Origin of the sequence: Alkalihalobacterium elongatum, assembly GCF_019024285.1 — a bacterium.
Classification (GTDB): Bacteria; Bacillota; Bacilli; order Bacillales; family Bacillaceae_F; genus Alkalihalobacterium; species Alkalihalobacterium elongatum.
On record NZ_WMKZ01000004.1, the window covers coordinates 45,076 to 69,972 of the forward strand.

The following is a 24,897-nucleotide window of genomic DNA, read 5'->3' on the forward strand; positions in this document are numbered from 1 at the left end:
CTAGCTATTAAGGCTGAATTTACTTTTCCGTATAACTTACATATCCATTTAAAGTTAAAATGAAATCAAGCATTGCACCTTGTGCTTGCCACAAGTGCGCGCGGTTGTTTTGACTTTGATATTGTTTTAATGCATTTTCGATTTGTTTGACATAAGTCAACGTATTTTCAAGCTGTATTTTCAAGTTTGTATCCGAGCTGCTATTGATTGCTTCTTTTGCTTTTAATTCATAGACACGAATTTTAGCTGAAATGAGCTCCATTTGTTCTACAGGCAGTTGGTAGTTAGGCTCATTAATTCCGTTAGTCACCACAGCAGTTGTTGCGATGACAACATCATGTGCCTCTTTTGCTAATGAAGCTGTGTTGTTTACTCGATAAGGAAGGTAATCAACCCATGATTTGAAATCTTTGTTTAGAGACGTTAAATAATTAGCTAAACGTTCAGCTGAAGCTAAGTCATGAGTGAGTCCTGTATAAACGACAAATCTCGTTTCATTTGATTGATTTTTTTCTCTTTCTATCTCACGTGGATAAATCCCCGCATTACGTAATTTTGTTACTTGTTCATATAAAGTCGGTTCCGTATTATATCCACCAGTTTGCACCACATAGAAGGCTAGATTAGCATCAGCTTCACCTAATGTGGATTGAAAATATCGTTGTGTTTGTTGAACTGGTTTTGACTCGGTACTAGTAGAAGGAGATGACGAATCCGTCGTGCTTGGTGTCGTGTTTGTATTTTCACCACTCGTTCCTGTCTCATTATTAGTTTCTGTTCCACTACTTACCTCGGTATTGACTTCAATATAGCGATTAAGTTTACTTTGATCGAACTTATAATCTAATTTAAAGTCTTGCTTTACATCGATAAACTCTGAAAAATCTTCACAATAAAACGCACGCAGGTTGAGGTTAGCTTCTAGCCTGTCTGTCTCATCATCTAGGGAAAAATCATAGCTTTGAACATGGATAATTCGTTTAAGCTTTTCAATTTCCTCAATAAATGAATGAACATCCTCTTCTTTACCGTTCATATTGATATTTAATTCAACATAAGACACATTAAGTTGATTTACGTCCGTCACTTGAGACTCAAGAAGTGAGTATAATTCATCATCGAATATATGTTTCCAAGACTCTGGTTCGTTTTCTTCTACTCCTTCAGTTCCTTCAATTTGCTCGTTCTCATTGTTATGAATGCTAATCGATACATCCTCAATGACAGCGCTCGTCTTTAGCTCTGTTTTTTCTAAATCAGCAATTACCTGTTCAACATTCGCTCGCATTGGCACACGATCTAGTAATGCCTTACGTTGAAGGGAGGTTAACGTTTGTGGTGTTAACTTATCGATCTTTGTTTGATAGGTAGCGATTTCTGTATGAACTCGTTGCAGTTCTTCTTGCTGACTTCTTTCTTCTGCTTGTAAAGGTTTAACAAAATAGAAGTAAAATGCTGCTAAAATAAGAAAGAAGATTAAGATACCATATAAAATTGCTTTTTTATTTGAATTCAGCCACTCACTCATGACCCTTCACCTACTAACGTATTAAGCTTTAAGGTATATTGAGATTGATACAAGAAATCATCATCAGAAGTTGAAATCGATTCTACTTGAGCATTAGAGACCAGGTTAGAATTAATAAGACGATTTAAATAAACTGCAGCATCTCCTTTCGATTGGAAAGTCACCTGCATCGAAAGGTCGCCATTATTAATGAAGGAATAATTCGTTACCTCCGCCTTATCTGGCAACAGCATATACATCTGTTCTTTTAAGTCGACAGTATCTTTATAAATCCCGCCTAAAAACGTATTCATACTAGTATAGTAATCAACATAGTTATACTCTGTAATTCCCGTAGTTTTTGTTATAAAATCCTGTTCAAGCTGATGAAGTTCAGCCGTCTGGGCTACCACTTGTTGCTCTAACGATTGAACCGAGTTTTTAGTCTCAAAATACGTATATGTCAAAAAACTAGCGGCGGCAATGACCGTAAAGGCTCCAACTACAGGAATGATAGGTAAGCCTTTTTCTTTTTTTATTACTCGTTGAGGTAACAAATCAATGCTTATGTTCACTGTTATCGCTCCAATCCTTTTGAAACGCAAAATTAATAGATTATTTCTTTTTCTTGTCTTTTTTCTCATTGCCGCGCATCGCTAATCCAATCGCAACGCTACAACTATCTAGTAAATCATGTTGCATAAACCCAAAATCTAGTATGGAATTGTAATCGATTTTCGTCACTTCACTTGGTAATCGCTCTTGTAAACGGTTGAAAACCTTTGCCGTATTTTCTCCAGTAACAATGATACGCTTGAACTCACTGTCACGCTCTCCTAGCGAATATCGATAGAAGTTTTGCGCTTTTTGAATTTCATTCAGTATTTCTTCAAGATATGAGTCCTCTGTATCACTTTCCGTCACATCAAAAGTAGCTGCAACTTCATCTTGTATAGAAAAGTCTTCATCAGCAAATGAAAGAACATCGTCTGAAGTATTTTTCTTAATCACATTTTCAGTGCGATTAATTTCCATCGTCCGAGAAAAAACGATTAACTCATCTTTAAAAATATGGATATCAACGGCATCATTAGAAACGTCAACGATCATCTCTGTCTCTTGCAGCCAACTAGGGTGAGCATAAAGTAATAAGCGTTGCAGTGCTAATGCTCTAAGTTCTGCAGTTAACGGTTTAAAGCCAGCGTCTTCACATGTCTCTAACAGTCCTTCTGATAATTCTCGCGATGTAGCAAAGAAAAGAATTTCACTACGAGGACCTTGTAATTCCTTTTCTACACTTACCGTTAATTCGTCTAATGTAAAATCATCTTCACTAGCAGTCCCTTTATCCTTCTTTTCAGGTACGATCGAACCGATTTTCACAAAATCATAGATCGGTTCTTCAAATGGAAGATGGATCGATTCTCCGATTTGAAACTGGAGCAATTTAGCTAATTCAGTCTCTCCCACATCTGGCAGAGAGCTAATTTTACGGATCAACGAATGCTGAGTCGGGATCGCTAAATGTGCTTGTTTCGAAGCATTTCGATGGTCTTCTAAGTATTTACGCAGTGCTGTTTCAAGTAAGCCTTTTTGTTGGATTTTTCCGCCTGCAATAACCGTATCCGTCAACGTAGTTTCAGAGACTTCTTGAAGCACTGGTATTTGCTTGTCCATTTTTACTGTCGCAAACGTCACTTTCTTCTCGCGGAAATCGATGCCTGAGTATTTGTTGTTGAAAAACATAGAGTCACCTTCTATAGATTATTTATCTTTCTGTTCTCATATCTATAATCATGTCAATGTTTGAGTTTACGGTATAATCGCTTTCAGTGATCGTTGGCCTTGGAGGTTTATATCCCCCGCCTTCACCGGTTTCTGGGTTAACACCTGCACGAGCGTCAATAGTTATAGCATTTGAACCAAACTCTACATCTTGACCAATTAGTGCACCCACCAGATTAAATTTACCATTACCAGTAACCTTTAAGTCATTTATAATTAAAAATCCATTGATAACAAGGGTGCCTCCTGTACTATGAAACTGTTGTATATATACTAAGTGGCCTTCAGGTATTGTTATAGTGTCATGATTTCCGATACTAATACTATTAAAATGATGTTTATTTTTGGTAGAGTCAAACTTATATGCTGAATTTAAATTTCCTGTAGCTAAACTAGGTTGTAATTGATAAAAACTTAGAATTTCAGCAAAAGTAGTACCTATCATAGTAAACGCAGGATTTCCCCGTAGATTAGGGTTTAAGTCTAACTTCTTTGTGGCCTGTACAGCAGACCCTGTAAAAGGTGGTATTGGTGCTGGAACTTCTACCCCTTCATATATAGTTGGACCTGTACCTCTATTGATTTTTAAATCTATACTTCTTTGAAGCTTAGAATTCGCTATTTGTTTTGCAGTCAACGTGATATTGTACACGTCCCCTGTAAGGGATTCATTCAGAATAAGGACTTCGATTAATTCACCATCTATGTTATAATTTTGTACTCTCGGATTAGTATTATTTGCAAGATAAAAGAATGGACCTTTTTTAACGATTGGTATCTCCTCTCCATTCTCTGTAATTGGGTGAAGATTTCCATTACCATCTTTATATTTTAATACTTCATTTTCACTAGAGTCTTGATAATGGTTCATTTCACTAATAAAAAGGTCGATGGCTCCCTCTAATTTATAAAACTCTTGTTGTTCTGATAATGCCGTAACATTTGTTTTTTTACCATAGAGAGTAGTATTCAATAATCCAGCACCTACTATTGAAACAAACACGATAATAAATAATGTTAATAAGAGTGCCGCCCCTTTTTCATTCTTGATTGGTATTGTCTGTCTCACTCACCATCACCTCATCTTTTAAAACGTGAGTTTGCATCATGGTAAACTGTTGTTTCTAATTGGAAATTACGATCTCTATTTTTTAAACCTAGTGTTACATTGTATTTTACTGGATTTTCTATAGGCTCAGGATGAACTTCAAAATGTTCAACATGACTTGATAACACAGTGTCTCCGTCTTTTAAATAAACTTCACTTAATAAGTGATTATAGCGAATAAAGACCTCACTACCTTTTCTTAATTCCCAAGAATCTGCGGAAGATTGAATACGTGCACCATCTCTTATTTTCTCGCTCATGTATTGGGTAATAAACCTCGCCTCATGTTGCAGTTGATTATCAATACTCGTTTCTTGATGAACTTTCATCGTACTGTTAACTAACAAAAAAACAGGGGCCGACACTATTCCCATGATCGTTATCATTAAGAGTAACTCTACTAATGTTATTCCCCGTTGGTTTCTCATGATTGCTTTTTCACCACCGTCACCAACATCACTTCTTGACTATTTGGTTCGCTCGATTTAACTAGCACTTCGATCTCATAAAAGTTTTTTTCTAGCAGTTCATTTCGACTCGCCACATTAGTTGCACTGGAGAGAATTTTAAAGTGAATTTCATATACGATTTCAGAACTTGTCAATGTAGGCATTGAAAGTTTATTTGTATCAATTTCTGAACAGCCTGATTCAGGTGTACAAATTCCGTATATTGTTTTACCACCTAAGTTAGCTGGAAAGGAACTAACTCTTGCCTCTTCTATTACTTCTTGAGCAAAATATTGAAGCTGACTTTCTTTTCCTTGAGATACGGTATTGGTAAAGGTACCTGTCATTAATGTGAGAATAGGAATGACAATAATCCCCAATAGGGTAATTGTTACGAGCAACTCTATTAATGTAACTCCTCTTTGATCCTTCATAACCTCACACCCTACCATAATAAGTTCAAATACCAATTCCAGATGTCATACCCGAATAAATACGCAGCAATAGTTCCTATAAAAATAAAAGGCCCAAACGCAATTGGTTGTTTACGTTTCACGATGCCGAGCGCTATTAACAGGACACCAACGATCGTTCCGACAAACGATGCTAAGACGAGACTCATAACGGTCATCCACGGTCCTAAAGCGACACCGATCGCTGCATAAAGCTTTACATCGCCACCACCCATACCTCCACGGCTGACGATCGCAATAAGTAGTAACAATGCAAAACCAACAACTCCACCGAGTAAATAGTACCAAAATGGCTCCGACCCAATAAAAAGGCGACTAATGATTAATAAACCTAGCATTGGTAATGTAACCACATCTAAAATGAGTTGTTTACGAATATCGGTTAATACTGAAATAACAAGTAAAATCGTAAGTAAAAGTGCTGGAATTAACTCTAATTGCAAGCCAACAAACTTATAGACAATAAAAATTGAAGTTGCTGTTAACAACTCCCCAAACGGATACAAAGGCGAAATCTTCACTTTACAGTAACGACATTTCCCTTTTAAAAATAAATAACTGAATACAGGAACTAAATCGAATACCGATAACTTATGCTTACAATTAGGACAATGAGAAGGTGGGAAGGCTACAGATTCTTTGTTTAATAGACGGATGGCTACGACGTTGAAGAAGGAGCCAAGTAAAAGTGCAGTACAAATAACATAAATATCTATAAGTAACATCATAGCCTACCTCCTTTTGTTTTTTTATATTAATAAAGCTGTTGAATAGACAACAGCTTTGATTTCTTAATTATTTTATTTATTATAGGTACACTTAGCATCTAATGCCGTTTTCCCTGAGTCGATTGTACAAGTTATTTTACCTTTAGGAGCTTCATTTAAGTATTTACCTGCAACCAACTCATCAATAGTTTCATATTTATCGCCCATTGCTTGTGCTCTTGCAGCAGCATCTCTTACTAATGATTGTGTTTGTGCAGCTGAATTAGTTCCTGCATCATTTACATTATTAGTAATCATAGGAATCGCAATTGCCGCGATAATCCCTAAAATAACAATAACTACTAGTAACTCGATAAGTGTTAAACCTTTTTGATTTTTAAGACGTTTTTGGATAAGTGCCTTCATTTAAAAATCTCTCCTTTATTTGTTAGATTAATAATTACCTATTTTCAGAGCATTTTGCTCTCAAAACCGAAACTTACGTACTAGAGCTGATCTAGTGGTGCTGCCTTGCTTCTGTCCTTACTGGATGACTTCATCCGCTAACTTTTTTACCTTAATTTGTCAAAAAGTGACAATTTAAGTGCAAAAAAATAACCTTTACTAGACCACCTCCGAGATGTCATATGTAAAAGTCGGTTGCACCACTAGCTCCCTATGACTCAGGTGCCCACATACGAGTCATATTTCATCGCGCCTTTTTGTTCAATATATTGAACATTTGTAGTTAAATATACCCTAATGACCATTACTTCAAACCTATTATAGCAAGTCCTATTTCTTAGGTCACTAGAGTTTTTGAATTCCCTTTATTTTACTAGTCATTTTGTCTACCTATAAGACTGATTATAGCAAAAAACTCCTAAATATAAATCCCTTTTTTTAAAATAAATTACATTTTTTTCGACATTTAGTACGACTTTAGTCACAAAAGTAACAAATATACTACTTCTTTGAATAATCTACAATAGACTTACCTTGTTAACGTATCCTCTAGGTCTTTTTTACCCAAATCTACCTCATTGCTACTCCCATACACCGCAACACGGTTTCTTCCCTTCTGCTTCGCGCCTGTATACATCGCACGGTCAGCTTGTCTTACAAGAGAGACGGGGTTGGATTCTTCATCATCACTTGTTGCTACACCGATACTAGCAGTGACGTTGATTGATACTTTTTCACCAGCACTTAAATCGTTATAAATTTGAAACTTGTTCGTTGCAATACGGTTGCGTAACTCTTCTGCCTTCATTAGTGCAACGGTTGAATTCGTCTCTTTTAACATGATGACAAATTCTTCACCACCGTAACGTGCGACAATTCCTCCATCTCCTATCGTTTTCTCCAAGAGGTCGGCTAGTTGGCAGAGTACGTCATTTCCAGCTTGATGGCCGTACGAATCGTTGACTGCTTTAAAATGATCTAAGTCGAGGAGGATAACAGAAAGTTTTTCTTTTTGAATAATGCTTCGTTCATACTCTTCGATTAATAGACGTTCAAAGGAACGATAATTGTATAGCCCTGTTAGTGAACAGCTTTCACTTTCCTTGACGGTTGCCTCGTAATGTCGTGCGTTATCAATTGCCACTCCGATAAAATTGGCTAATATTTCGATCAGCGTTACATCTTGTTTGCTGTAGGCATTTTTTTGAGTCGTAGCAATGGTAATTACTCCTTTTAGCTCTCGGTGTTGAATAATGGGTACAATCATGACAGAATGGGAGCATTTTAACCAAAGTCGTTCTGGCGTCGGCCATTGGCTTCTATTTTGATAGACAACAACTCTTTTTTTGCGATATGAACGTTCGGTAATCGAGTCAACTGTTTTTCCAAGTGCAAATAGATCATGTTGTTCTTTTTGATAGTGTTTAAGAAGTTTTAACTCTCGATTTTCCATTGTATATAAATAAATATAGTCACTTGGAAACAGGTCTTTTACTTTTTCTATAAATAGCTGTGCCGTTTCTTTTACTTCCCACGTACTACTTAGCTCAATTCCTAACTCATTCACTTTTCTAAGCTGTTCATTCATTTGTTCACTGCGGCGGTAAACTCTTAGCATGATTGAAATTCCAATAAAGGCTACAGCTACCATTCCAGAAGCAGCATAACCAATTTCTTGGTACAACATAACTAAGATTAAACCCATTGGAAGAACGAGTGCTGCGGTTGCAATCTCCCAAATCGTGCCTCGATCGATAAACTTCGTTTTTATATTAAATAAATGATTTCTAATAGAATAAATTAGGACATGGTTAACGAACACAAATGTACAAACATAAGCTGCTAATGGCATAAAAATTTCTAAGGCAATAGGTAATTGTAGAGATACGACTAAGTAATACATTCCGGCTGAAGATAATGAAGTGATATAAAACATAATAGAATTTAGAGGAAGCCGGTATAGGCTTTCACGGTTTATTTTCATAATGATCAGGGAAAATAAAAGCGCAAATTGGGTCACTATCATTTCAATGAGTAAACCGTATAGAAGAAAACTAGCGAGTGAGACCCATTGAAATAAAACGAATGAATAGCCCCGATAATGGATCGGAAATACAGCTGCAATCGCAGCCAACACAAATAGAGATATGATCTCTTTTTCATTTCCTGTAATGAGAGAGAAAGCATGTTGATAAAAAACGACAATAAAGATGACTGTAACTATAAACCAAATCGTCCATAACGATAGCCTTACCGTATGAGACATCACACTTTCCCTCCCCCTGCTTTGAGCACTTGTTTTCTTTTTTCTGAAATTTCTATCACTGTAATTATTTTACTACAATAGTGTAATAATTCCTATATTAAACAACACGAAAATGTTATTAATAGTCATATTATACTATTTTTGTAATTGAATTATATTTTGTAAAAACTGTTTCACTTTTCCAATGAAGTATAGTGATCCCGTTATAAGAAATAAGTCCTGCTGATCTAATGTCTTTAACTTTGTATTGATTTCTTCCTCCCAGTTATTGATTAGTTTTTTATTGTTAAAGCTTGATGCTTCATATGAATCTTTTGCGACTGCGGCACGAGGAAAGTCAAAACTAGTAAAGCTGATCTCATCAACTAAATTATATAAGGGAGTCAGCATCTCTTCTACCTCTTTTTCCTTTGTTGCGCCAAACAAGACGCTAATCTTTTTATCAGCAAATTGCGTGCGAAGCAGATCAGCTAATGCTGCGATCCCTTCATTATTATGTGCTCCGTCTAAATAGATTAATGGAGTGTCACTGACCTTCTCAAAACGACCTTTCCACGTTGCCTTACGTAATGCATTTCGGATTTCTTCCTCTGTAATCATTAAAGCTTGATACGTTTTTAAATAATCGATCACCATTAACGCTAAGGCTGCATTTTTCACTTGATGCTCTCCAAGCATGGTCAGTTCGAGGTTAGCGAGTTTAGAAAATGTTGACGTATAGGAGAAGATTTGCTGTTCATTGTTAGCAGTCACATCTTCGGTTGAAAAGTCTTGTTGCAGAATATAAAGTTTTGATCGTTTTTGACTAACTTGCTGCTTAAAAATGTCTAAAATCGCTTCCTCTTTTTCACCGGTTATGAGAGGCACCCCGGCTTTAATAATTCCTGCTTTTTCAAGTGCAATCTTTTCTTTCGTATTACCTAGTAGATGCATATGGTCCATACCGATGTTTGTAATTACAGTTAACAATGGCATAGAGACGTTTGTCGCGTCTAAGCGTCCTCCCATTCCTGTTTCTAATAGAACGAAATCAACAGGGTGAAACTCGGCAAAATAGTAAAACATCATCGCTGTTAGACATTCAAACTCAGTTAGCATGACCTTTTCTCGTTCTTCAAAAGTTTCTCGTCTTTCGCTTAACTGCTGAAAAACTTCAATGAAATCAGCTTTTGTAATCGGCTCTTTATTAATTGAAATTTGCTCTTCATAGCTTAGTACAGCAGGAGTTGTAAATGCACCGACTGTGTAACCAGCTTCTATCAGCATTTCACGGGTGAAATTTAAAGTAGATCCCTTACCGTTTGTTCCTGCAATATGAATAATTTTTAATTTTCGATGAGGGTTACCGATTTCCTCTAAAAATCCAATCATATTTTCGAGTCCAAGCTGAATAATATTTCGTCCTTGGATAAAATCAACTACTTCTTCAAATGATCTTGTCATATTATTTCGCTCCCTATTCTTCCGATCTCAATTGTTTGATAAGATTATGATATTGTTACTATAACGAAAACCGAAAAACGGAACAACTAAAAAAGGGAGTTAACGATAAATGAAGCAATTAACAGGCTGGATTATCTATAATGGGAGCTTAAAAGCCGAGAAATTTTTAGATTATGCCGAGTGGGTTCAAAACGCAGCTCGCCGCAGAAGGATCGAAACAACACTGATTAAAAATAGTGAATTAGTCGTTACAATAGAAAACGGTAAATCAACGATTAAAGGACGGTATGAAGGGTTGTCTCCAGACTTTGTTCTTTTTGCTGATAAAGACATTCGCCTTGCTAAACAGCTCGAGAAGTTAAACATTCCTTTGTTTAATTCGGCACAATCGGTCGAGAATTGTGATGATAAAACACTGATGTACCAAGTGTTAGCCGACAATCAACTGCCAATTCCGAAAACGATACTTGCACCGCTGCGCTTCTTTCCTGTTGAAGATGAGGATGCAGCATACTATCACGGCATGGCAGAAGAACTTGGTTATCCATTTATTATGAAAGAAGCTTTCGGATCGTTCGGTCAACAAGTGTATTACATCGATTCGTTCGAAACGTTTTTTCAGAAAGTAAAACAAATAGGTACAACTCCATTTGTTATTCAACAATTGATCCAATCAAGTTACGGAAAAGACATTCGATTAAATGTCGTAGGTGACCGAGTGGTTGCATCGATGCTTCGACAGTCTCCATCTGATTTTCGCGCCAATGTGAGTGCTGGTGCTACGATGTATCCGTATGAACCTACAAAAGAAGAAATAGAGTTAGCCATTAAATGTTCTAAGGTAGTCGGAACTGATTTTGCGGGCATTGATTTATTATTCGGGGAAAATGATGAGCGTTACGTCTGTGAAGTAAATTCAAATGCTCACATTCAAAATATTTTTGATTGTACGGGGATTAACGTTGCCGATGCGATAATTGAATACATTGAAGGAAAACTAAAAAGGTGATTGTGAATATGAATGCGTGGTTAATTTATTCAAAAGAAGAAGCAGTAAGAAATGAAGCGTATATTAACTGGATGATCGAAGAAGGTGAAAAGTTAAATATATCAATCCAATTACTTTTGCGAGAAAATTTTCAGCTAGGTATTATAAATTCGAAGCTATCTATTACATACGAAGATAAACCAATAAAATTTCCAGATTTTTCAATTGTTCGCGTGATGGATCCTTTCTTCAGCAAACAGCTTGAATTATTAGGTATTCCCGTCTTTAATTCATCTGTTATATCTGAACTATGTAATCATAAAGCAAGAACCCACCAGTCGGTATCTGCTCTATCGATACCGACCGTTGATACGATGTTTTTCAATAACTTTACTGGTGAAATTTCTAGTGTTCCTTATTCTTTTCCATTCATCTTAAAAGATGCCCAAGGCCGTGGTGGCAAGCAAGTGTTTTTTGTTTCAAGTGAGGAAGAATTGAAAGAGTGTGTTACGAAGCTGAAAGGAAAAGATGTTGTTATTCAACGACCTGCAGGAACGATCGGTAAGGATTTACGCGTATTTGTCATTGGAAAAGACATTATTGCTGCTGTGCTGCGAAGTTCGACAACTGACTTTAAGGCGAATTTCACGCTCGGTGGTTCTGCGGAACTTTATACATTATCAGATGAGGAAAGAGAAGTGATTAATCGAATTATTAGCCACTTTGATTTTGACTTTGTCGGGATTGATTTTTTATTTGATGGAAAAGGAAACCTTCTTTTCAATGAAATTGAAGATGTTGTCGGTAGCCGAACATTAAGTGCCACATCTACTATTAATATTGTCGAATTCTACTTACAACATATTATACGGAAAATAGGAAAAGCGTAAACGACCGTTTAGAAACGTAAGACTAAGCTAGACACCTCGAAAATACTTCTTAATCTTTAAAAAAAGACTGACCCTGTGAGAAGTGAGTACCTCACTCATTTGAGTGAGGTAACACATGCATACTTCAAGGTCAGTCTTTTCTTTCATTATCCTTTTAATTCAGCAATTCGTGCTTTGACTGCTTCGCGTTTTTCGGTGTAGTCTTTTTCTTTTGCTTTTTCTTCTTCTATAACTTTCTCTGGTGCTTTTGCTATAAAGCCTTGGTTACTTAATTTCTTCTGTACACGCTCAACTTCTTTATCGAACTTTTCTAATTCTTTTTCAAGACGAGCAATTTCTGCGTCCAGATCTAGTAAGCCTGCTAGTGGTAAGTATAGCTCCACACCTGTTAATACGTTAGACATTGACTTTTCAGGTGTTGGTAAGTCTGTTCCAATCTTTAATTCACTTGGGTTACAGAACTTTTCGATATACTGAAGGCCACGATTTAATTGATCAAGTACTTGATCATCTTTCGCTTTAATGTGTAGTTCAATTTGTTTACTCATTGGTACATTTAGTTCTGAACGTGTATTACGAACTGAACGAATTATGTCTTTTAGTAGGTTAAAGTCAGCTACAGCATTTGCAAACATTAAGCTTTCTTGCTTTTCTGGCCAAGCAGCTACTGTAATTGATTCGCCTTCATGCGGCAAATGTTGCCATATTTCCTCGGTAATAAACGGCATTAATGGGTGTAATAAACGAAGCGTGTGATCTAACACATAAGCAAGCACTGAACGTGTTGTTTTCTTAGCTTCTTCATTGTCTCCATAAAGCGGTAGCTTCGCCATTTCAATATACCAATCACAGAAGTCATCCCAAATAAAATTATAAAGGACACGTCCAACTTCACCAAATTCATAAGCTTCTGTTAAGCGAGTGACAGACTCAATCGTTTCTTGAAGACGAGTTAAGATCCATTGGTCGGCAATTGACTTTTCGCCTGATAGATCAATTTCCTCGTATTTTAAACCGTTCATATTCATTAATGCAAAACGTGATGCATTCCAAATTTTGTTTGCAAAGTTCCAAGTAGACTCGACCTTTTCCCAATAGAAACGTAAGTCATTTCCTGGTGAGCTTCCTGTTGCTAAGAAGAAGCGAAGGGCATCGGCACCGTACTTGTCGATAACATCCATCGGATCGACACCGTTACCAAGCGATTTACTCATTTTACGGCCTTGCGAGTCACGAACTAGACCATGGATTAGTACATCTTTAAATGGACGCTCATCTGTAAATTCGAGACCTTGGAAAATCATCCGAGCTACCCAGAAATAAATGATATCGTACCCAGTAACAAGTACATCTGTTGAATAGTAACGTTTAAAGTCAGCACTGTCCTCATCTGGCCAGCCCATTGTTGAAAACGGCCAAAGCGCTGATGAAAACCACGTATCTAAAACGTCTTCGTCTTGCTGCCAGTTTTCGATGTCTGCTGGTGCTTCATGACCAACATACACTTCACCTGTTTCTTTATGGTACCAAGCAGGGATGCGATGTCCCCACCATAATTGACGAGAAATACACCAGTCACGGATGTTTTCGATCCAGTGAAGATACGTTTTTTCAAAGCGATCAGGAACAAAGTTAACTTTTCCTTCTGATTTTTGTAGTTCAATTGCCGCTTCAGCAAGTGGCTCCATTTTAACGAACCATTGGGTTGATAGATATGGTTCAACAACGGCTCCGCTTCGCTCTGAGTGACCAACTGAGTGTGTATGCTCTTCAATCTTGAACAGCACGCCCATATCTTGAAGATCTTTTACGATTTGCTTACGGCATTCGAAACGATCCATTCCTTGGTACTTATCTGCATTTTCATTCATCTTGCCATCTTCAGACATAACGAGTACGCGCTCTAGGTTATGGCGGTTACCGATCTCAAAGTCATTCGGGTCATGAGCTGGTGTAATTTTTACCGCACCTGAACCAAATTCCATATCTACATAGTCATCGCCGACAATTTCAATTTCACGGCCAACGATTGGTAATTTTACTTTCTTACCAATGAGGTGCTTGTATCTGTCATCCTCTGGATGAACAGCAACGGCTGTATCTCCTAGCATCGTTTCAGGACGTGTTGTTGCCACTTCAATATAGCCACTTCCATCAACGAGTGGATATTTCATATGGTAAAACGCACCTTGTACGTCTTTATAAATTACTTCAATATCTGATAATGCAGTCTTTGTTTGCGGGTCCCAGTTAATAATGTACTCGCCGCGGTAGATTAACCCTTTTTCATACAAGCGAACGAATACTTCACGAACAGCTTTTGATAAGCCTTCATCTAATGTAAAGCGTTCACGGGAATAATCTAAAGCGAGTCCTAGCTTTGACCATTGCTGACGAATGTGTGAAGCATATTCTTCTTTCCACTCCCATGATTTCTCTAGGAACTTTTCACGCCCTAAATCATAGCGGCTAAGCCCCTCTTCACGAAGCTTACCTTCTACTTTTGCTTGAGTCGCAATTCCTGCGTGGTCCATACCTGGTAACCAAAGCGCATCATAACCTTGCATTCGTTTTGTACGAATTAAAATATCTTGTAATGTTGTATCCCAAGCATGTCCTAAATGAAGTTTTCCTGTTACGTTAGGTGGTGGAATAACGATTGTGTAAGGCTTCTTCGTTTCATCCCCTGTCGCTTCAAAGAACTTTCCATTGACCCAAAACGGGTACCATTTTGCTTCAGTATCTTGTGGACTATACTTTGTTGGCATTGTTAACTCTTGATTTTCCATTTTGTGACCTCCCTTATGTATTGAAAGAATTGGCTATGAATGAGTTATGTAGTTCAAGCCATTATTTTCTCGATATAGTGTTGGCAGCTTTATGTAAAGGTGCCTAAAACATCAAAAAACCCCCTCCACCTCAAAGGACGAAGAGAGTTGTATTCGCGGTACCACCTTTGTTTGCAAGCTAAAAAAGCTTACACACTTCATTCGGGTAACGGCATGTGCCGACTTTTTCTATTAGTAGCTAAATGATAACAGCCAATTTTCATGGGAGCTTCTCATTTGCCTCGTTCAAAAAAGCTGCTCGAGGGTGACGTTCAATTCATACATCCTGAAAAATCTCTCAGCTATTGATTTTTCTCTCTGGAGGGTTTTGAATTTACTCTTCCCTGTCTAAGCATTTCTTTATTATCTTTTTTACTAGGATAAGTAATTGCTTGTCTGCATATTATTCTACCTTTTTCGATAGTTTTTCGTCAATAAAAGCATCGCCAATTTTTTCTTTTTTTATGCATGGTCCTGCCATTTCACATGACCACTGCGTGTGCATATGTATATATTAAGATTGTTTTCAGGAAGGAGCTTCACGATGCCCAAGCGATATAAACGTTTCCGTCCGCCGTTATGGTTAGTTAAATTACGATTAGCGCTCATTCAGATCCTTTTTCCACTTCTATGCTTCCAGTTTATCCGAACATTACTGTTTCCGACCTCGTTTGATGTCATTCTATTAGCCTTTTTTGCGATTATATATGGGTTATTCATTTTTGGAATTATATAAGATATGGCCTCCAGTATGGACGTGGAAGAAGATGACTATAAAAAGGCTGTCCCAATTGCTAGCGTAAGCCACCTCTGCCACGATATAAAGAAATCCCTTTATATCATTAAGGCGAGGAGCTTAAACACTGTTGGGACAGCCTTTTATTTTTGATCAAATTGCGGAGTTTGTGTTTCAGTTTTAATGAGATAACCTTTTAACCGTTGTACCTTTCTCATCATGTGGAACCGTTTTTCTAATCGCTGCACATGATAAATTTCCGGCTTATCTTGCTTTTGTTGTAAATACAACTGTATTGAAAACAACACAGGCTCTGGGAAGCATAAATACCCAAACAGCAATTCTTTTTCTTCATCTAGTAAGTTTATGTTTCGGTCATAAGTTCCAAACCAGCGAACCATCTCTTCTTCATTCCAAAGATTGTAACCAAAAGACTGTCTGCAAAATAGCGCTAAGTCTCGAGCTGGTGTATCCATGGATGCCCGTTCAAAGTTAAATAGGATGGGATCACCATTCGCATTGAATATCGTATGGTTTCTTGATGCTCTTCCATGACAAAGCACGGTTCGATAACTTCCCTTTTCAACGCAAATATCGTACCAGTTTTTCAAATGACGTTTTGCATCTTCAACCATGAGCAGCATTTGATGAACATGTGTTAAATATGTTAATTGAAATGGAGAAATATACGTTCGACCCTCTGCTTCGTCTGCAAACCGTTCTAATTCTAACCTACGCATATCCCACCGCTGTAGTAATTTTTGATACGCCTCATCAATTGTTTCTTTTGGGTATTCTTCTGTTTTAGCCGTTAATCGATGGATAACACCGAGTTGATCGATTATTTTTTCCTCTCGAGAGGTTCGTGCTTGGTACGGTTCTTCTTCAATCCAAGGCATTAAATAGTACGTTCTATCTTCTGTTGAAAGAACATATTCACCATATTTCGTTGGCAAAATAGGGATAAGCTGTCGATATCCTAAACGGTCTAGCTTCCTCATGACTTGAACAAACGCGTCTCCTTGCTGACGGGTCATATGCGCTTCTTTTAATGCAAACATCCCATGACTCGTTTTTACTTGTTTAACCTTGCCCCAATCTTCAATGTATTCTGGATATAAATCATAATGAAATAAAATAGGAGCATAACGATCTAAGATAGATCGATTGGTCATGTTGCCACCTTCTTTCTATCCTCTTTTAGCCAGTTTAGTAGGGCTAGAACGAGTTGACGGCGTTCATTCCATTCTTTTTCAAACGTTGAGAAGTGAGTTTCAATCTCTTCTTCCTCCTCACATTGGAGAAACAGTTCCATTGCATTCGCCAACTCCCATGGAAGCCAAGCTTCTGCAAGTAGGTCATTTCCATATTTCTCTCGGAATTGATTTTGTTCATCTATTTCATTTAGTAGCTTCAATAAAGATTCTTCACCATTTTCCCCAACCCATTGTTGAAAAAAGTTTGTTAAACTAATAAACCCACTTTCAGGAGCTTCAGCTGTTCCTTGCCATACAAAGAGGTCAAACACTTTCTTTGCTTGGTTAGTAGACGAGATCTTGTCCATTAAAGGAAGTCTTTGATTATTACTCTTTTTTGTTAATTCTAACGATTTATGCTTTCGGCGCATGGCCTCTTGGATACACGACTGAAGGATTTTTCGCTTTTTCTCATCAAGCAATGATGTTGTAGAAACCCAAACCTTCCAATCAGTAGCTTGTGGAAATTCACGTTTATTCGTTGATAAGCTATGCTCTTTTTTGCGATCTCCAAATTCAATCATCCTAGCAATAAACTGGGCCCAATCCTGTTCAAAATCTTTCGTTGGATAGGGATCAAGTAGTTCATCATGCAATGTTAGCCAGCCGTTTTCCAATTTAATCGCTTTTTTCTCATCCTTCGTCTGTAACATTCGATCCGTTAATTGGTACGGGGTTTTACTGCATTTATCTCGCCACTCTTGGTGCCAAGATAACAGTTTTTCATCTTCCCACACACGATATTTCTTCCTACCTTGAGTTGTTTCGAGAATTCCCTCTGATAATTTAGACTTCACTTCGAATGGGTAATTTTCTTTAATTAACGGGAGAATATCCATACTTGTTTTCTCCTTTTTGTAAAGATAGAGGGTAACCCATTAAGCACCTATTTCCTCACAGTGACGATCTAAGGTGGGATAAGACTAGTTCACCTTATTTCAATGCGAGGTGTTAGCACTTGCTAATGAGTCACCCTCCTCGTTATTATTTAGCGCTTAGATCCTACTGGAATGTACAAGATTTGTCCTTCTTCTACTCGTTCCTCATTTAAACGGTTCACTCGAATGATTTGGCTTGTTGAAAGTTCATACCGTTCTGCAATTGTGTCTAATGACTCATTTTCTTGAATGATACACATTTTTAATTTCGAGAATTGCTCTTCGCCATTTGCTAACATTTTTGTTAAATATAGAGCATTTTCATCTTGTCTTGATTTAGGCTCACTTACTCCCTCATTTACTGGCTCTGCATAGTCTCCTGTTGAAATTTCTTCATCTAATTCAACAGCCGCAGAAGGTCGCTCCGATAACTTTTTCAATGGAGCAAAGTTGATTTTCGTTTCTTCCTCTTCACGACCTTGTTCTTCTGCCGCTTGTAACTCACTTATTTTTTCTACTGCTTCTAATGCTTCTTCTTGTTCTACTTCTTCTATTCTTTCATCTTCCTGAACTGGTTCGTTATCATCTGATTTTTGCTGGGCATTACTTACTTGTTCAGATGTTCTCTGTGAATGATTTGGTACGAAATGATCATATGGACTTCTTTCTTCTGGTTCTATCACTTCTGGACGAGCTTCAATTTTGGGTTCTGGTTGTTTTGGTATTACAGGTTCCTGATGATGAATTGGCTCATCACTTTCCATTTCAAATTTTGGTGTTTCATATTGAAATTCTTGTTCTGGCGGTTCTTCTGAAGATGAAACAGCAGGTACTAACTGCTTTGCTTCTACTTCAGGGGTATTTTCCTCTTCATATGCCTGTTGTTCAGCCTGCTTTCTCGCTTCAAATGAAAATGACGGAAAGGGTTGCATGGAAGGTGGCGGTTCCATTGATGGAAAGGACTCTGTAAAAGACGGTCCTTCTGGTATGGACGGTCGCTCAAGTTCGTTTTGCTGCGTACTCATTCCACTAATCGCCACATCCGCTGTTAGCTGCAAGCAACTTTTTTCTGGTAGATCATAATCAAATGTCTCGACTTGTACGTAAACATCATCAATGTTTTGAATACGACTTAAAGGGATCGTTACATCAATCGGGAAGAAATGTTTAATTTCACCGATATTTTGATCGTTTAATGTAACTTCTTCAAATGAACGAAAAGCCACCTCTTCGTCTGTTGTGTTTTCAGCGTCATTCTGAACAGGACGGTACTCTCCTAATAAACGGAGACCACCTTTAATTACTACATGGTCATTCTTTTCTTCAATGCGGATTTCGGGATCTAGAGACATTGAAAGTATTTCTGCAACTTCTTGCCCTTTATTTAACCACACTGATTCCTCAATGGAAAATGAAAGTTTAGATGGATGATCTTGTATCAATGGACGTTCCTCCTTGTTTCAAAAAGTTTACCCCCAGTTACGCTCATGCTCTGTACATTAAACTGTATGACAAGACCTTCCTCGTTATGAAAAAAATTTTAAATAAATGCTAAAAAAAGTGATTTTACGACCAAATTGGGATGAGTTATAGACGATTGTTTCTTACGATCCTTCCTTAGTACGGAGGGTGAGGGGTGTTACTAGTCTATTGTTATTTTTTAAAATTAGAATGGTTATGTTTAGCGTTAGGTGGTTTTGGAGTTGGTTTTTGGGTTGGGGTGTTGTGTTTGTTTGTTCGTTTGTTAAATGGATTACTTTAGTAGGTAGGAATGTTAGGGGGAGGGCTCTATTTGCTCCTATTAGTTCCCGTTTCATCTGGTTTTACATGGGCTCGGGCTCTATTCTCTCCCTTTAGTTCCCGTCTCATCTCGTTTTACACGGGTTCGGGCTCTATTCTCTCCCTTTAGTTCCCGTCTAATCTCGTTTTACACGGGTTCGGGCTCTATTCACTCGCTTTAGTTCCCGTCTAATCTGGTTTTACAAAGGCTCGGGCTCTATTCTCTCCCTTTAGTTCCCGTCTCACCTCGTTTTACACGGGTTCGGGCTTTATTCGCTCCCTTTAGTTCCCGTTTCATCTGGTTTTACACGCGCCGGGCTCTATTCTCTCCCTTTAGTTCCCGTTTCATCTTTCATCTGTTTTCAATCTCCATCAACCTAATAAAGGCCCAGACCAATTAGTCTGAGCCTTTGTTACCATTATGCGATGTAATCAAAAATAGACGATTACTTAAGTTTTGAAAATGCAATTTCTGCTGCTGCGATTGTGTCTTCGATGTCTTTTTCTGTATGTTTTGTTGATAAGAACATACCTTCAAACTGTGATGGTGGTAACGAAATACCTTGGTTCAGCATTTCCTTGAAATAAGCAGCAAAGAAATCTAAGTTTGATGTTGATGCTGATGCAAAGTCTTTCACTGGCTGGTCCGTGAAGAAGAAACCAACCATTGAACCTGCACGACTCGTTGTATGAGGAATGCCGTGTTTCGTTGCCGCTGCAGATAAACCTTCTGCTAATCGTTTTCCAAGACGGTCAAATTCCTCATAGTGTTCAGGTTTTAATTGAGATAACGTCTCATATCCAGCTGTCATTGCCAACGGATTTCCTGATAATGTACCTGCTTGGTAAATCGGTCCTGCTGGAGCGATTTGTTCCATAATTTCACGGCGTCCACCGTATGCTCCAACTGGTAAGCCGCCACCAATTACTTTTCCAAGGCATGTTAAATCAGGTGTAATCCCAAACTCACCCTGTGCACAATTGTATCCGACACGGAAACCTGTCATTACTTCATCAAAAATCAGTAAGCTGCCGTGAGCGTGCGTAATTTCGCGAACTGCTTCTAGGAAGCCTGGTTCTGGACGTACGACACCCATATTCCCAGCAACAGGTTCTAAGATGACAGCAGCAACATCATCGCCAAATTTTTCGTAAGCTACTTTTAGACTTTCTAAATCATTATAAGGAACAGTTAGCGTATTTTGAGCAACTGATTCAGGGACACCTGGGCTATCAGGTAAACCGAGCGTTGCTACACCAGAGCCTGCTTTAATTAATAAAGAATCTCCATGTCCGTGGTAGCAGCCTTCGAATTTTATAATTTTATTGCGCCCTGTATAACCACGTGCTAAACGTAAAGCACTCATTGTAGCCTCTGTACCCGAGTTAACCATGCGGACAACTTCGATTGATGGTACTCGGTCAATAACGAGCTTTGCAAGTTTCGTTTCTAACTCACTTGGTGCACCGAAACTTGTGCCTTTTTCAACTGATTTCTTCAGTGCTTCAACGACTTGATCATCAGCATGTCCTAAAATGAGCGGGCCCCAAGACAATACATAATCGATGTATTCATTACCGTCGATATCATATATACGTGCGCCTTCTCCTCGCTCCATAAAAACTGGATCCATTTTAACTGACTTAAATGCACGAACTGGACTGTTTACTCCACCTGGCATAACGGGTTTTGCTTCTGAAAATGCTGCTTGTGATTTTTCAAAGGTTCTCAACTGCTTCACCTCTATCGTTTATTTTTCATTCAACCAACGTACAACATCTTTGGCAAAGTACGTTAGTATTAAATCTGCTCCTGCACGTTTCATACTTGTTAGCGTTTCAAGTACGACACTTTTCTCGTCGATCCAGCCATTTTGAGCGGCTGCTTTAATCATCGAATACTCTCCACTGACGTTATAAGCGACAACTGGTGCCCCAGAGAAGTCTTTTACTTCACGAATAATGTCTAGGTAGGAAAGCGCTGGCTTTACAATTAAGAAATCTGCACCTTCATTCATATCTGATTCTGCTTCACGAATAGCTTCTAGACGATTGGCTGGGTCCATTTGATATGTTTTACGATCACCGAACTTTGGTGAAGAATGAGCAGCATCACGGAAAGGGCCGTAATAGCTTGATGCATATTTCACGGCATAAGACATGATTGGGATGTCGTGATAGCCTGCTTCATCTAATCCTTGACGGATGGCAGCGACAAATCCATCCATCATATTTGATGGTGCAATGATGTCAGCGCCTGCTTTAGCTTGTGAGACAGCAGTCTTAGCCAACAAATCGAGTGTAGGGTCATTTAATACTTTTCCTTCCTCAATCACACCACAATGACCGTGATCGGTAAACTGACATAAGCATGTATCTGCAATGACTGTTAAATCCGTATGAACTTCTTTAATTTGTCTAATTGCTTTTTGAACAATACCATGATCGCAATAAGCAGATGTTCCTACATCATCTTTATCATTTGGTACTCCAAATACAATAATCGATGGGATGCCTAGGTCAACAACTTCATTCACTTCATCATTTAAAAGATCAAGTGAAATCTGAAATACGCCTGGCATTGAAGGTACTTCATTTCGCACCTTCTCCCCTTCAGTAACAAAGATAGGGTAGATTAAATCTTCTTTATGTAAGTGTGTTTCACGAACCATCGAGCGGATAGAATCAGTGCCTCTTAATCTACGGTGACGACGGAAATGTAAATCAGACATTATTTTGCCTCCCTTTATGCTTAATCATTTCTTCAATCATTCCTTCGGTTGTATATTCCTCTGCAACAAGAAGTGGTTGGAGCATCGATTTTTGTGCCTCTTGAGCTGTTATCGGTCCAATACAAACAAAAGTGAGGTTATCATTTATTGATATAGTATGTTTCTTAATGATTTTTATAAAGTTTTGAACAGTCGAAGGACTCGTAAATGTAAGATAGTTAAGACTTTGACTCGAAAGCATATGTAATAAGTCCTCTTCTGCGTCTTTATTTTCAACCGTTTCGTAAACTGTAACCTCGTCAACAGTAAAACCAGCTTTTTGTAAGCCATCATAAATTACATCACGAGCTAAGTTACCCTTAACTATTAAAACGCGATTATCTTCTTTTAGGTTAATCTGTAATGTTTCTAATAAACTTTCAGCAACAAACTTTTCAGGTAGTAGAGCAGCTTGTAAGCCGTAAGATTGCAGCACTTCTTCAGTCTTACTTCCAACGACAGCGATGTTCTTTGTTTTTAAAATGGAAAGCTTGTCCATATTCTGTACTTCTTTTAAAAAGAAATGAACTCCATTTGCACTCGTAATAATGAGCCAATCATATGTATGTAATTTAGACAAACATGTCATAACCTGATGTTTGTCTTGAGGTGGTTGAAACTCAAGGAGTGGGACAGCTACAGCTACCCCGCCTTGAGATTCTATTTTATTTATAAAAGAACGAGACTGCTCCTTAGCTCTCGTTACTCCGATCGTAACACCAGCAAGAGGAAGCTCAGTCTTCATTATAGATCTAACTCTTTCTTAACTTGAGTTAAGATTTCTTTTGCACCTTTATCAAGTAGCATCTGTGCTGCTAATTCACCAAGGTCTTGAGGGTTGCTCCCTGTTAACGTTTCATGAAGGATCGTTTTACCATCTGGTGAACCAACTAGAGCCGTGATCTTTACATCGTTGTTGTCTTCAAGTGTCGCATAAGCTGCGATCGGAACTTGACATCCACCTTCAATTTTATGAAGGAATGCGCGTTCTGCAGCTACTGTACGAGCTGTATTAGCATCATTTAAGTGTTGAAGAATATCAATAACTTCTTGGTCATCTGATCGACATTCTAGTCCTAGTGCCCCTTGACCTACTGCTGGAACACATACTTCTGGCTCTAGGTATTCTGTAACGACATCTTCAGACCATCCCATGCGCTTAAGACCTGCTGCAGCTAGAATAATCGCATCGAAGTTTTCTTCTTTTAATTTACGAAGTCTCGTATCAATATTTCCACGGATCCATTGGATTTCTAAATCTGGTCTTTGCGCTAAAATTTGGGCTGAGCGACGTAAGCTACTCGTTCCAACAATTGAACCAGCAGGTAAATCAGCAAGTTTTACATGATCATTTGAAATAAAAGCATCCCTTGGGTCTACTCGCTTCGAAACAGCTGCTAAAGTAAATCCTTCTGGCAGCTCTGAAGGAACATCCTTCATACTATGAACAGCAATGTCAATTTCTTTATCGCTCATCGCTTGTTCAATTTCTTTAACAAATAACCCTTTTCCGCCTACTTTAGAAAGTGTAACATCAAGAATTTGATCACCCTTTGTTACAATTTTCTTCACTTCAAACTCATTAGGAACTCCTGCTTGTTTCAATTGATCAATAACCCAGTTAGTTTGAGTTAGAGCAAGTTGACTTTTTCTAGATCCGATCACTATTTTTCTCATTTGTATCCTCCAATTGTGTTCGTGTTCATTTTCCCTAAACACATTATACTGAATTTAATACCATAGATGAAAGTTTGAGAAGCTGCTCGATAAAAAGTAATTAATTAAGACGAGTAGAAATGTTGCGATATTCGTTAATGCCATTAAATACCCTTTCGTATTTTTTACAGCACGCTGGTATAAATAATAGCCATACATCCCCAGAACAACAAGTGAACTAATTACTTTTGCATCAAGCCAAGGTAACTCACCGAACTGAATATATGCCCATATTAATCCGAGGATAATTCCAAGGAATAATAACGGAAATGCAAATAGAGCACTAAAATAAGAGAGCTTATCAAGCTTTGCTAGGTTTCCAAACCGTACGAGACGTTTTCCCCATAGTTTTCGCTTTAACATTTGGTGTTGAATTACATACATGGAGGCAAAAGCAAAAGATAATGTAAAAGCGGCATATGAAAGTAAGATGAGCGTTACGTGAATAATAAGAAGTTCAGAAATTAGTAGTTGAGAAAGTTCTTCAGGTACATCACCAGTTGGTGTAAATACACTTAAGGACATTAATATAAAACCAACGATGTTTGTAAAAAGGACGAGAAAATCTCCTCGATATCGCCAATTGATAATGAGCGAAAACGTCACGAGTAGCCACGCATAAAAAAATAGTCCTTCAAAAGTTGTGAGAACTGGCAATCGCTTAACTTCTAACATTCGTAAAATAAAAAAAGAGGTTTGTAAAACCCAGACAATAGAAAGCAACCAGAAGGCCGCTTTATTGACCTTCCGGTTGTTTTGTATGAAATCAAAAAAGTATCCTAAGACACTTAAGCTATATAAAATAACCGTTAAGAGGTAAATCAAATTTAAACTGATCAAACGAAGACTCCT

22 protein-coding genes, 1 riboswitch and 1 other annotated feature are annotated in these 24,897 nt (G+C 37.9%); of the genes, 3 read left to right on the forward strand and 19 right to left on the reverse strand.

The annotated features are described in order from the left end of the window. Window positions 1-19 precede the first annotated feature (19 nt). The 10 genes from GKP30_RS07495 to GKP30_RS07540 form a co-directional block, all read right to left on the reverse strand. Entirely contained in the window at window positions 20-1,528 is a 1,509-nt protein-coding gene (locus GKP30_RS07495) for a hypothetical protein (protein WP_216828809.1), read from the reverse strand. Next, complete coding sequence (locus GKP30_RS07500; protein WP_216828810.1) at window positions 1,525-2,082, reverse strand: PilN domain-containing protein; 558 nt, start codon at window positions 2,080-2,082, stop codon at window positions 1,525-1,527. The genes GKP30_RS07495 and GKP30_RS07500 overlap by 4 nt, the downstream gene beginning before the upstream one ends. A gap of 40 nt (window positions 2,083-2,122) precedes the next feature. Continuing rightward, window positions 2,123-3,253 (reverse strand): type IV pilus biogenesis protein PilM, encoded by a 1,131-nt coding sequence (gene pilM, locus GKP30_RS07505; RefSeq protein ID WP_216828811.1) that lies wholly within the window; start codon window positions 3,251-3,253, stop codon window positions 2,123-2,125. A 22-nt stretch (window positions 3,254-3,275) separates the two neighbouring features. Continuing rightward, the gene (locus tag GKP30_RS07510; RefSeq protein WP_216828812.1) at window positions 3,276-4,361 is read right to left on the reverse strand and encodes a hypothetical protein; all 1,086 of its coding nucleotides are present in this window, start codon (window positions 4,359-4,361) and stop codon (window positions 3,276-3,278) included. An 11-nt stretch (window positions 4,362-4,372) separates the two neighbouring features. Then, on the reverse strand, window positions 4,373-4,828 hold the full coding sequence (locus tag GKP30_RS07515) for a PilW family protein (protein ID WP_216828813.1): 456 nt from the start codon (window positions 4,826-4,828) through the stop codon (window positions 4,373-4,375). After that, complete coding sequence (locus GKP30_RS07520) at window positions 4,825-5,283, reverse strand: type IV pilus modification PilV family protein (RefSeq protein WP_216828814.1); 459 nt, start codon at window positions 5,281-5,283, stop codon at window positions 4,825-4,827. The genes GKP30_RS07515 and GKP30_RS07520 overlap by 4 nt, the downstream gene beginning before the upstream one ends. An 11-nt stretch (window positions 5,284-5,294) precedes the next feature. Continuing rightward, window positions 5,295-6,050 (reverse strand): prepilin peptidase, encoded by a 756-nt coding sequence (locus GKP30_RS07525; RefSeq protein ID WP_216828815.1) that lies wholly within the window; start codon window positions 6,048-6,050, stop codon window positions 5,295-5,297. Window positions 6,051-6,122: 72 nt separating this feature from the next. Further along, on the reverse strand, window positions 6,123-6,455 hold the full coding sequence (locus tag GKP30_RS07530; protein ID WP_216828816.1) for a prepilin-type N-terminal cleavage/methylation domain-containing protein: 333 nt from the start codon (window positions 6,453-6,455) through the stop codon (window positions 6,123-6,125). 219 nt (window positions 6,456-6,674) lie between these two features. Continuing rightward, a riboswitch (cyclic di-GMP riboswitch) is annotated at window positions 6,675-6,758 on the reverse strand. A 265-nt stretch (window positions 6,759-7,023) separates the two neighbouring features. Beyond that, window positions 7,024-8,760, reverse strand: coding sequence for a sensor domain-containing diguanylate cyclase (locus tag GKP30_RS07535; protein ID WP_216828817.1), 1,737 nt, complete (start codon window positions 8,758-8,760; stop codon window positions 7,024-7,026). Between the two features lie 135 nt (window positions 8,761-8,895). Beyond that, window positions 8,896-10,203 carry a bifunctional folylpolyglutamate synthase/dihydrofolate synthase gene (locus GKP30_RS07540; protein WP_216828818.1) on the reverse strand — a complete coding sequence of 436 codons (1,308 nt, stop codon included), beginning with the start codon at window positions 10,201-10,203 and terminating at the stop codon, window positions 8,896-8,898. Window positions 10,204-10,312: 109 nt separating this feature from the next. Between GKP30_RS07540 and GKP30_RS07545 the strand changes: the two genes are divergently transcribed. Together GKP30_RS07545 and GKP30_RS07550 are read left to right on the forward strand one after the other, a co-directional pair. Further along, the gene (locus tag GKP30_RS07545) at window positions 10,313-11,212 is read left to right on the forward strand and encodes an ATP-grasp domain-containing protein (RefSeq protein ID WP_216828819.1); all 900 of its coding nucleotides are present in this window, start codon (window positions 10,313-10,315) and stop codon (window positions 11,210-11,212) included. Window positions 11,213-11,220: 8 nt separating this feature from the next. Continuing rightward, on the forward strand, window positions 11,221-12,081 hold the full coding sequence (locus GKP30_RS07550) for an ATP-grasp domain-containing protein (protein WP_216828820.1): 861 nt from the start codon (window positions 11,221-11,223) through the stop codon (window positions 12,079-12,081). A gap of 146 nt (window positions 12,082-12,227) precedes the next feature. On the opposite strand, the gene GKP30_RS07555 is transcribed toward GKP30_RS07550, so the two are convergent. Continuing rightward, on the reverse strand, window positions 12,228-14,870 hold the full coding sequence (locus GKP30_RS07555) for a valine--tRNA ligase (protein WP_216828821.1): 2,643 nt from the start codon (window positions 14,868-14,870) through the stop codon (window positions 12,228-12,230). A gap of 130 nt (window positions 14,871-15,000) precedes the next feature. After that, window positions 15,001-15,269 (reverse strand) — a binding site (T-box leader). Window positions 15,270-15,453: 184 nt separating this feature from the next. Between GKP30_RS07555 and GKP30_RS07560 the strand changes: the two genes are divergently transcribed. Continuing rightward, a complete protein-coding gene (locus GKP30_RS07560; protein WP_216828822.1) occupies window positions 15,454-15,645 on the forward strand; it encodes a hypothetical protein in 192 nt (63 codons plus the stop codon). Window positions 15,646-15,788: 143 nt separating this feature from the next. On the opposite strand, the gene ysxE is transcribed toward GKP30_RS07560, so the two are convergent. From ysxE to GKP30_RS07600, 8 genes are all read right to left on the reverse strand, one after another. Beyond that, the gene (ysxE, locus tag GKP30_RS07565; protein WP_216828823.1) at window positions 15,789-16,820 is read right to left on the reverse strand and encodes a spore coat protein YsxE; all 1,032 of its coding nucleotides are present in this window, start codon (window positions 16,818-16,820) and stop codon (window positions 15,789-15,791) included. Beyond that, a complete protein-coding gene (locus GKP30_RS07570) occupies window positions 16,817-17,740 on the reverse strand; it encodes a hypothetical protein (protein WP_216828824.1) in 924 nt (307 codons plus the stop codon). Before GKP30_RS07570 ends, ysxE begins: the two co-directional genes overlap by 4 nt. 149 nt (window positions 17,741-17,889) lie before the next feature. Then, window positions 17,890-19,221 (reverse strand): stage VI sporulation protein D, encoded by a 1,332-nt coding sequence (spoVID, locus tag GKP30_RS07575; RefSeq protein ID WP_216828825.1) that lies wholly within the window; start codon window positions 19,219-19,221, stop codon window positions 17,890-17,892. A 783-nt stretch (window positions 19,222-20,004) separates the two neighbouring features. Beyond that, window positions 20,005-21,291, reverse strand: coding sequence for a glutamate-1-semialdehyde 2,1-aminomutase (gene hemL / locus GKP30_RS07580; protein WP_216828826.1), 1,287 nt, complete (start codon window positions 21,289-21,291; stop codon window positions 20,005-20,007). 18 nt (window positions 21,292-21,309) lie between these two features. Further along, window positions 21,310-22,290 carry a porphobilinogen synthase gene (gene hemB, locus GKP30_RS07585; RefSeq protein WP_216828827.1) on the reverse strand — a complete coding sequence of 327 codons (981 nt, stop codon included), beginning with the start codon at window positions 22,288-22,290 and terminating at the stop codon, window positions 21,310-21,312. Then, on the reverse strand, window positions 22,283-23,074 hold the full coding sequence (locus tag GKP30_RS07590; RefSeq protein ID WP_216828828.1) for a uroporphyrinogen-III synthase: 792 nt from the start codon (window positions 23,072-23,074) through the stop codon (window positions 22,283-22,285). Before GKP30_RS07590 ends, hemB begins: the two co-directional genes overlap by 8 nt. After that, window positions 23,074-24,006 carry a hydroxymethylbilane synthase gene (gene hemC, locus GKP30_RS07595; protein WP_216828829.1) on the reverse strand — a complete coding sequence of 311 codons (933 nt, stop codon included), beginning with the start codon at window positions 24,004-24,006 and terminating at the stop codon, window positions 23,074-23,076. The genes GKP30_RS07590 and hemC overlap by 1 nt, the downstream gene beginning before the upstream one ends. Window positions 24,007-24,060: 54 nt before the next feature. Continuing rightward, window positions 24,061-24,885, reverse strand: coding sequence for a cytochrome C assembly family protein (locus GKP30_RS07600; protein WP_216828830.1), 825 nt, complete (start codon window positions 24,883-24,885; stop codon window positions 24,061-24,063). Window positions 24,886-24,897 lie beyond the last annotated feature (12 nt).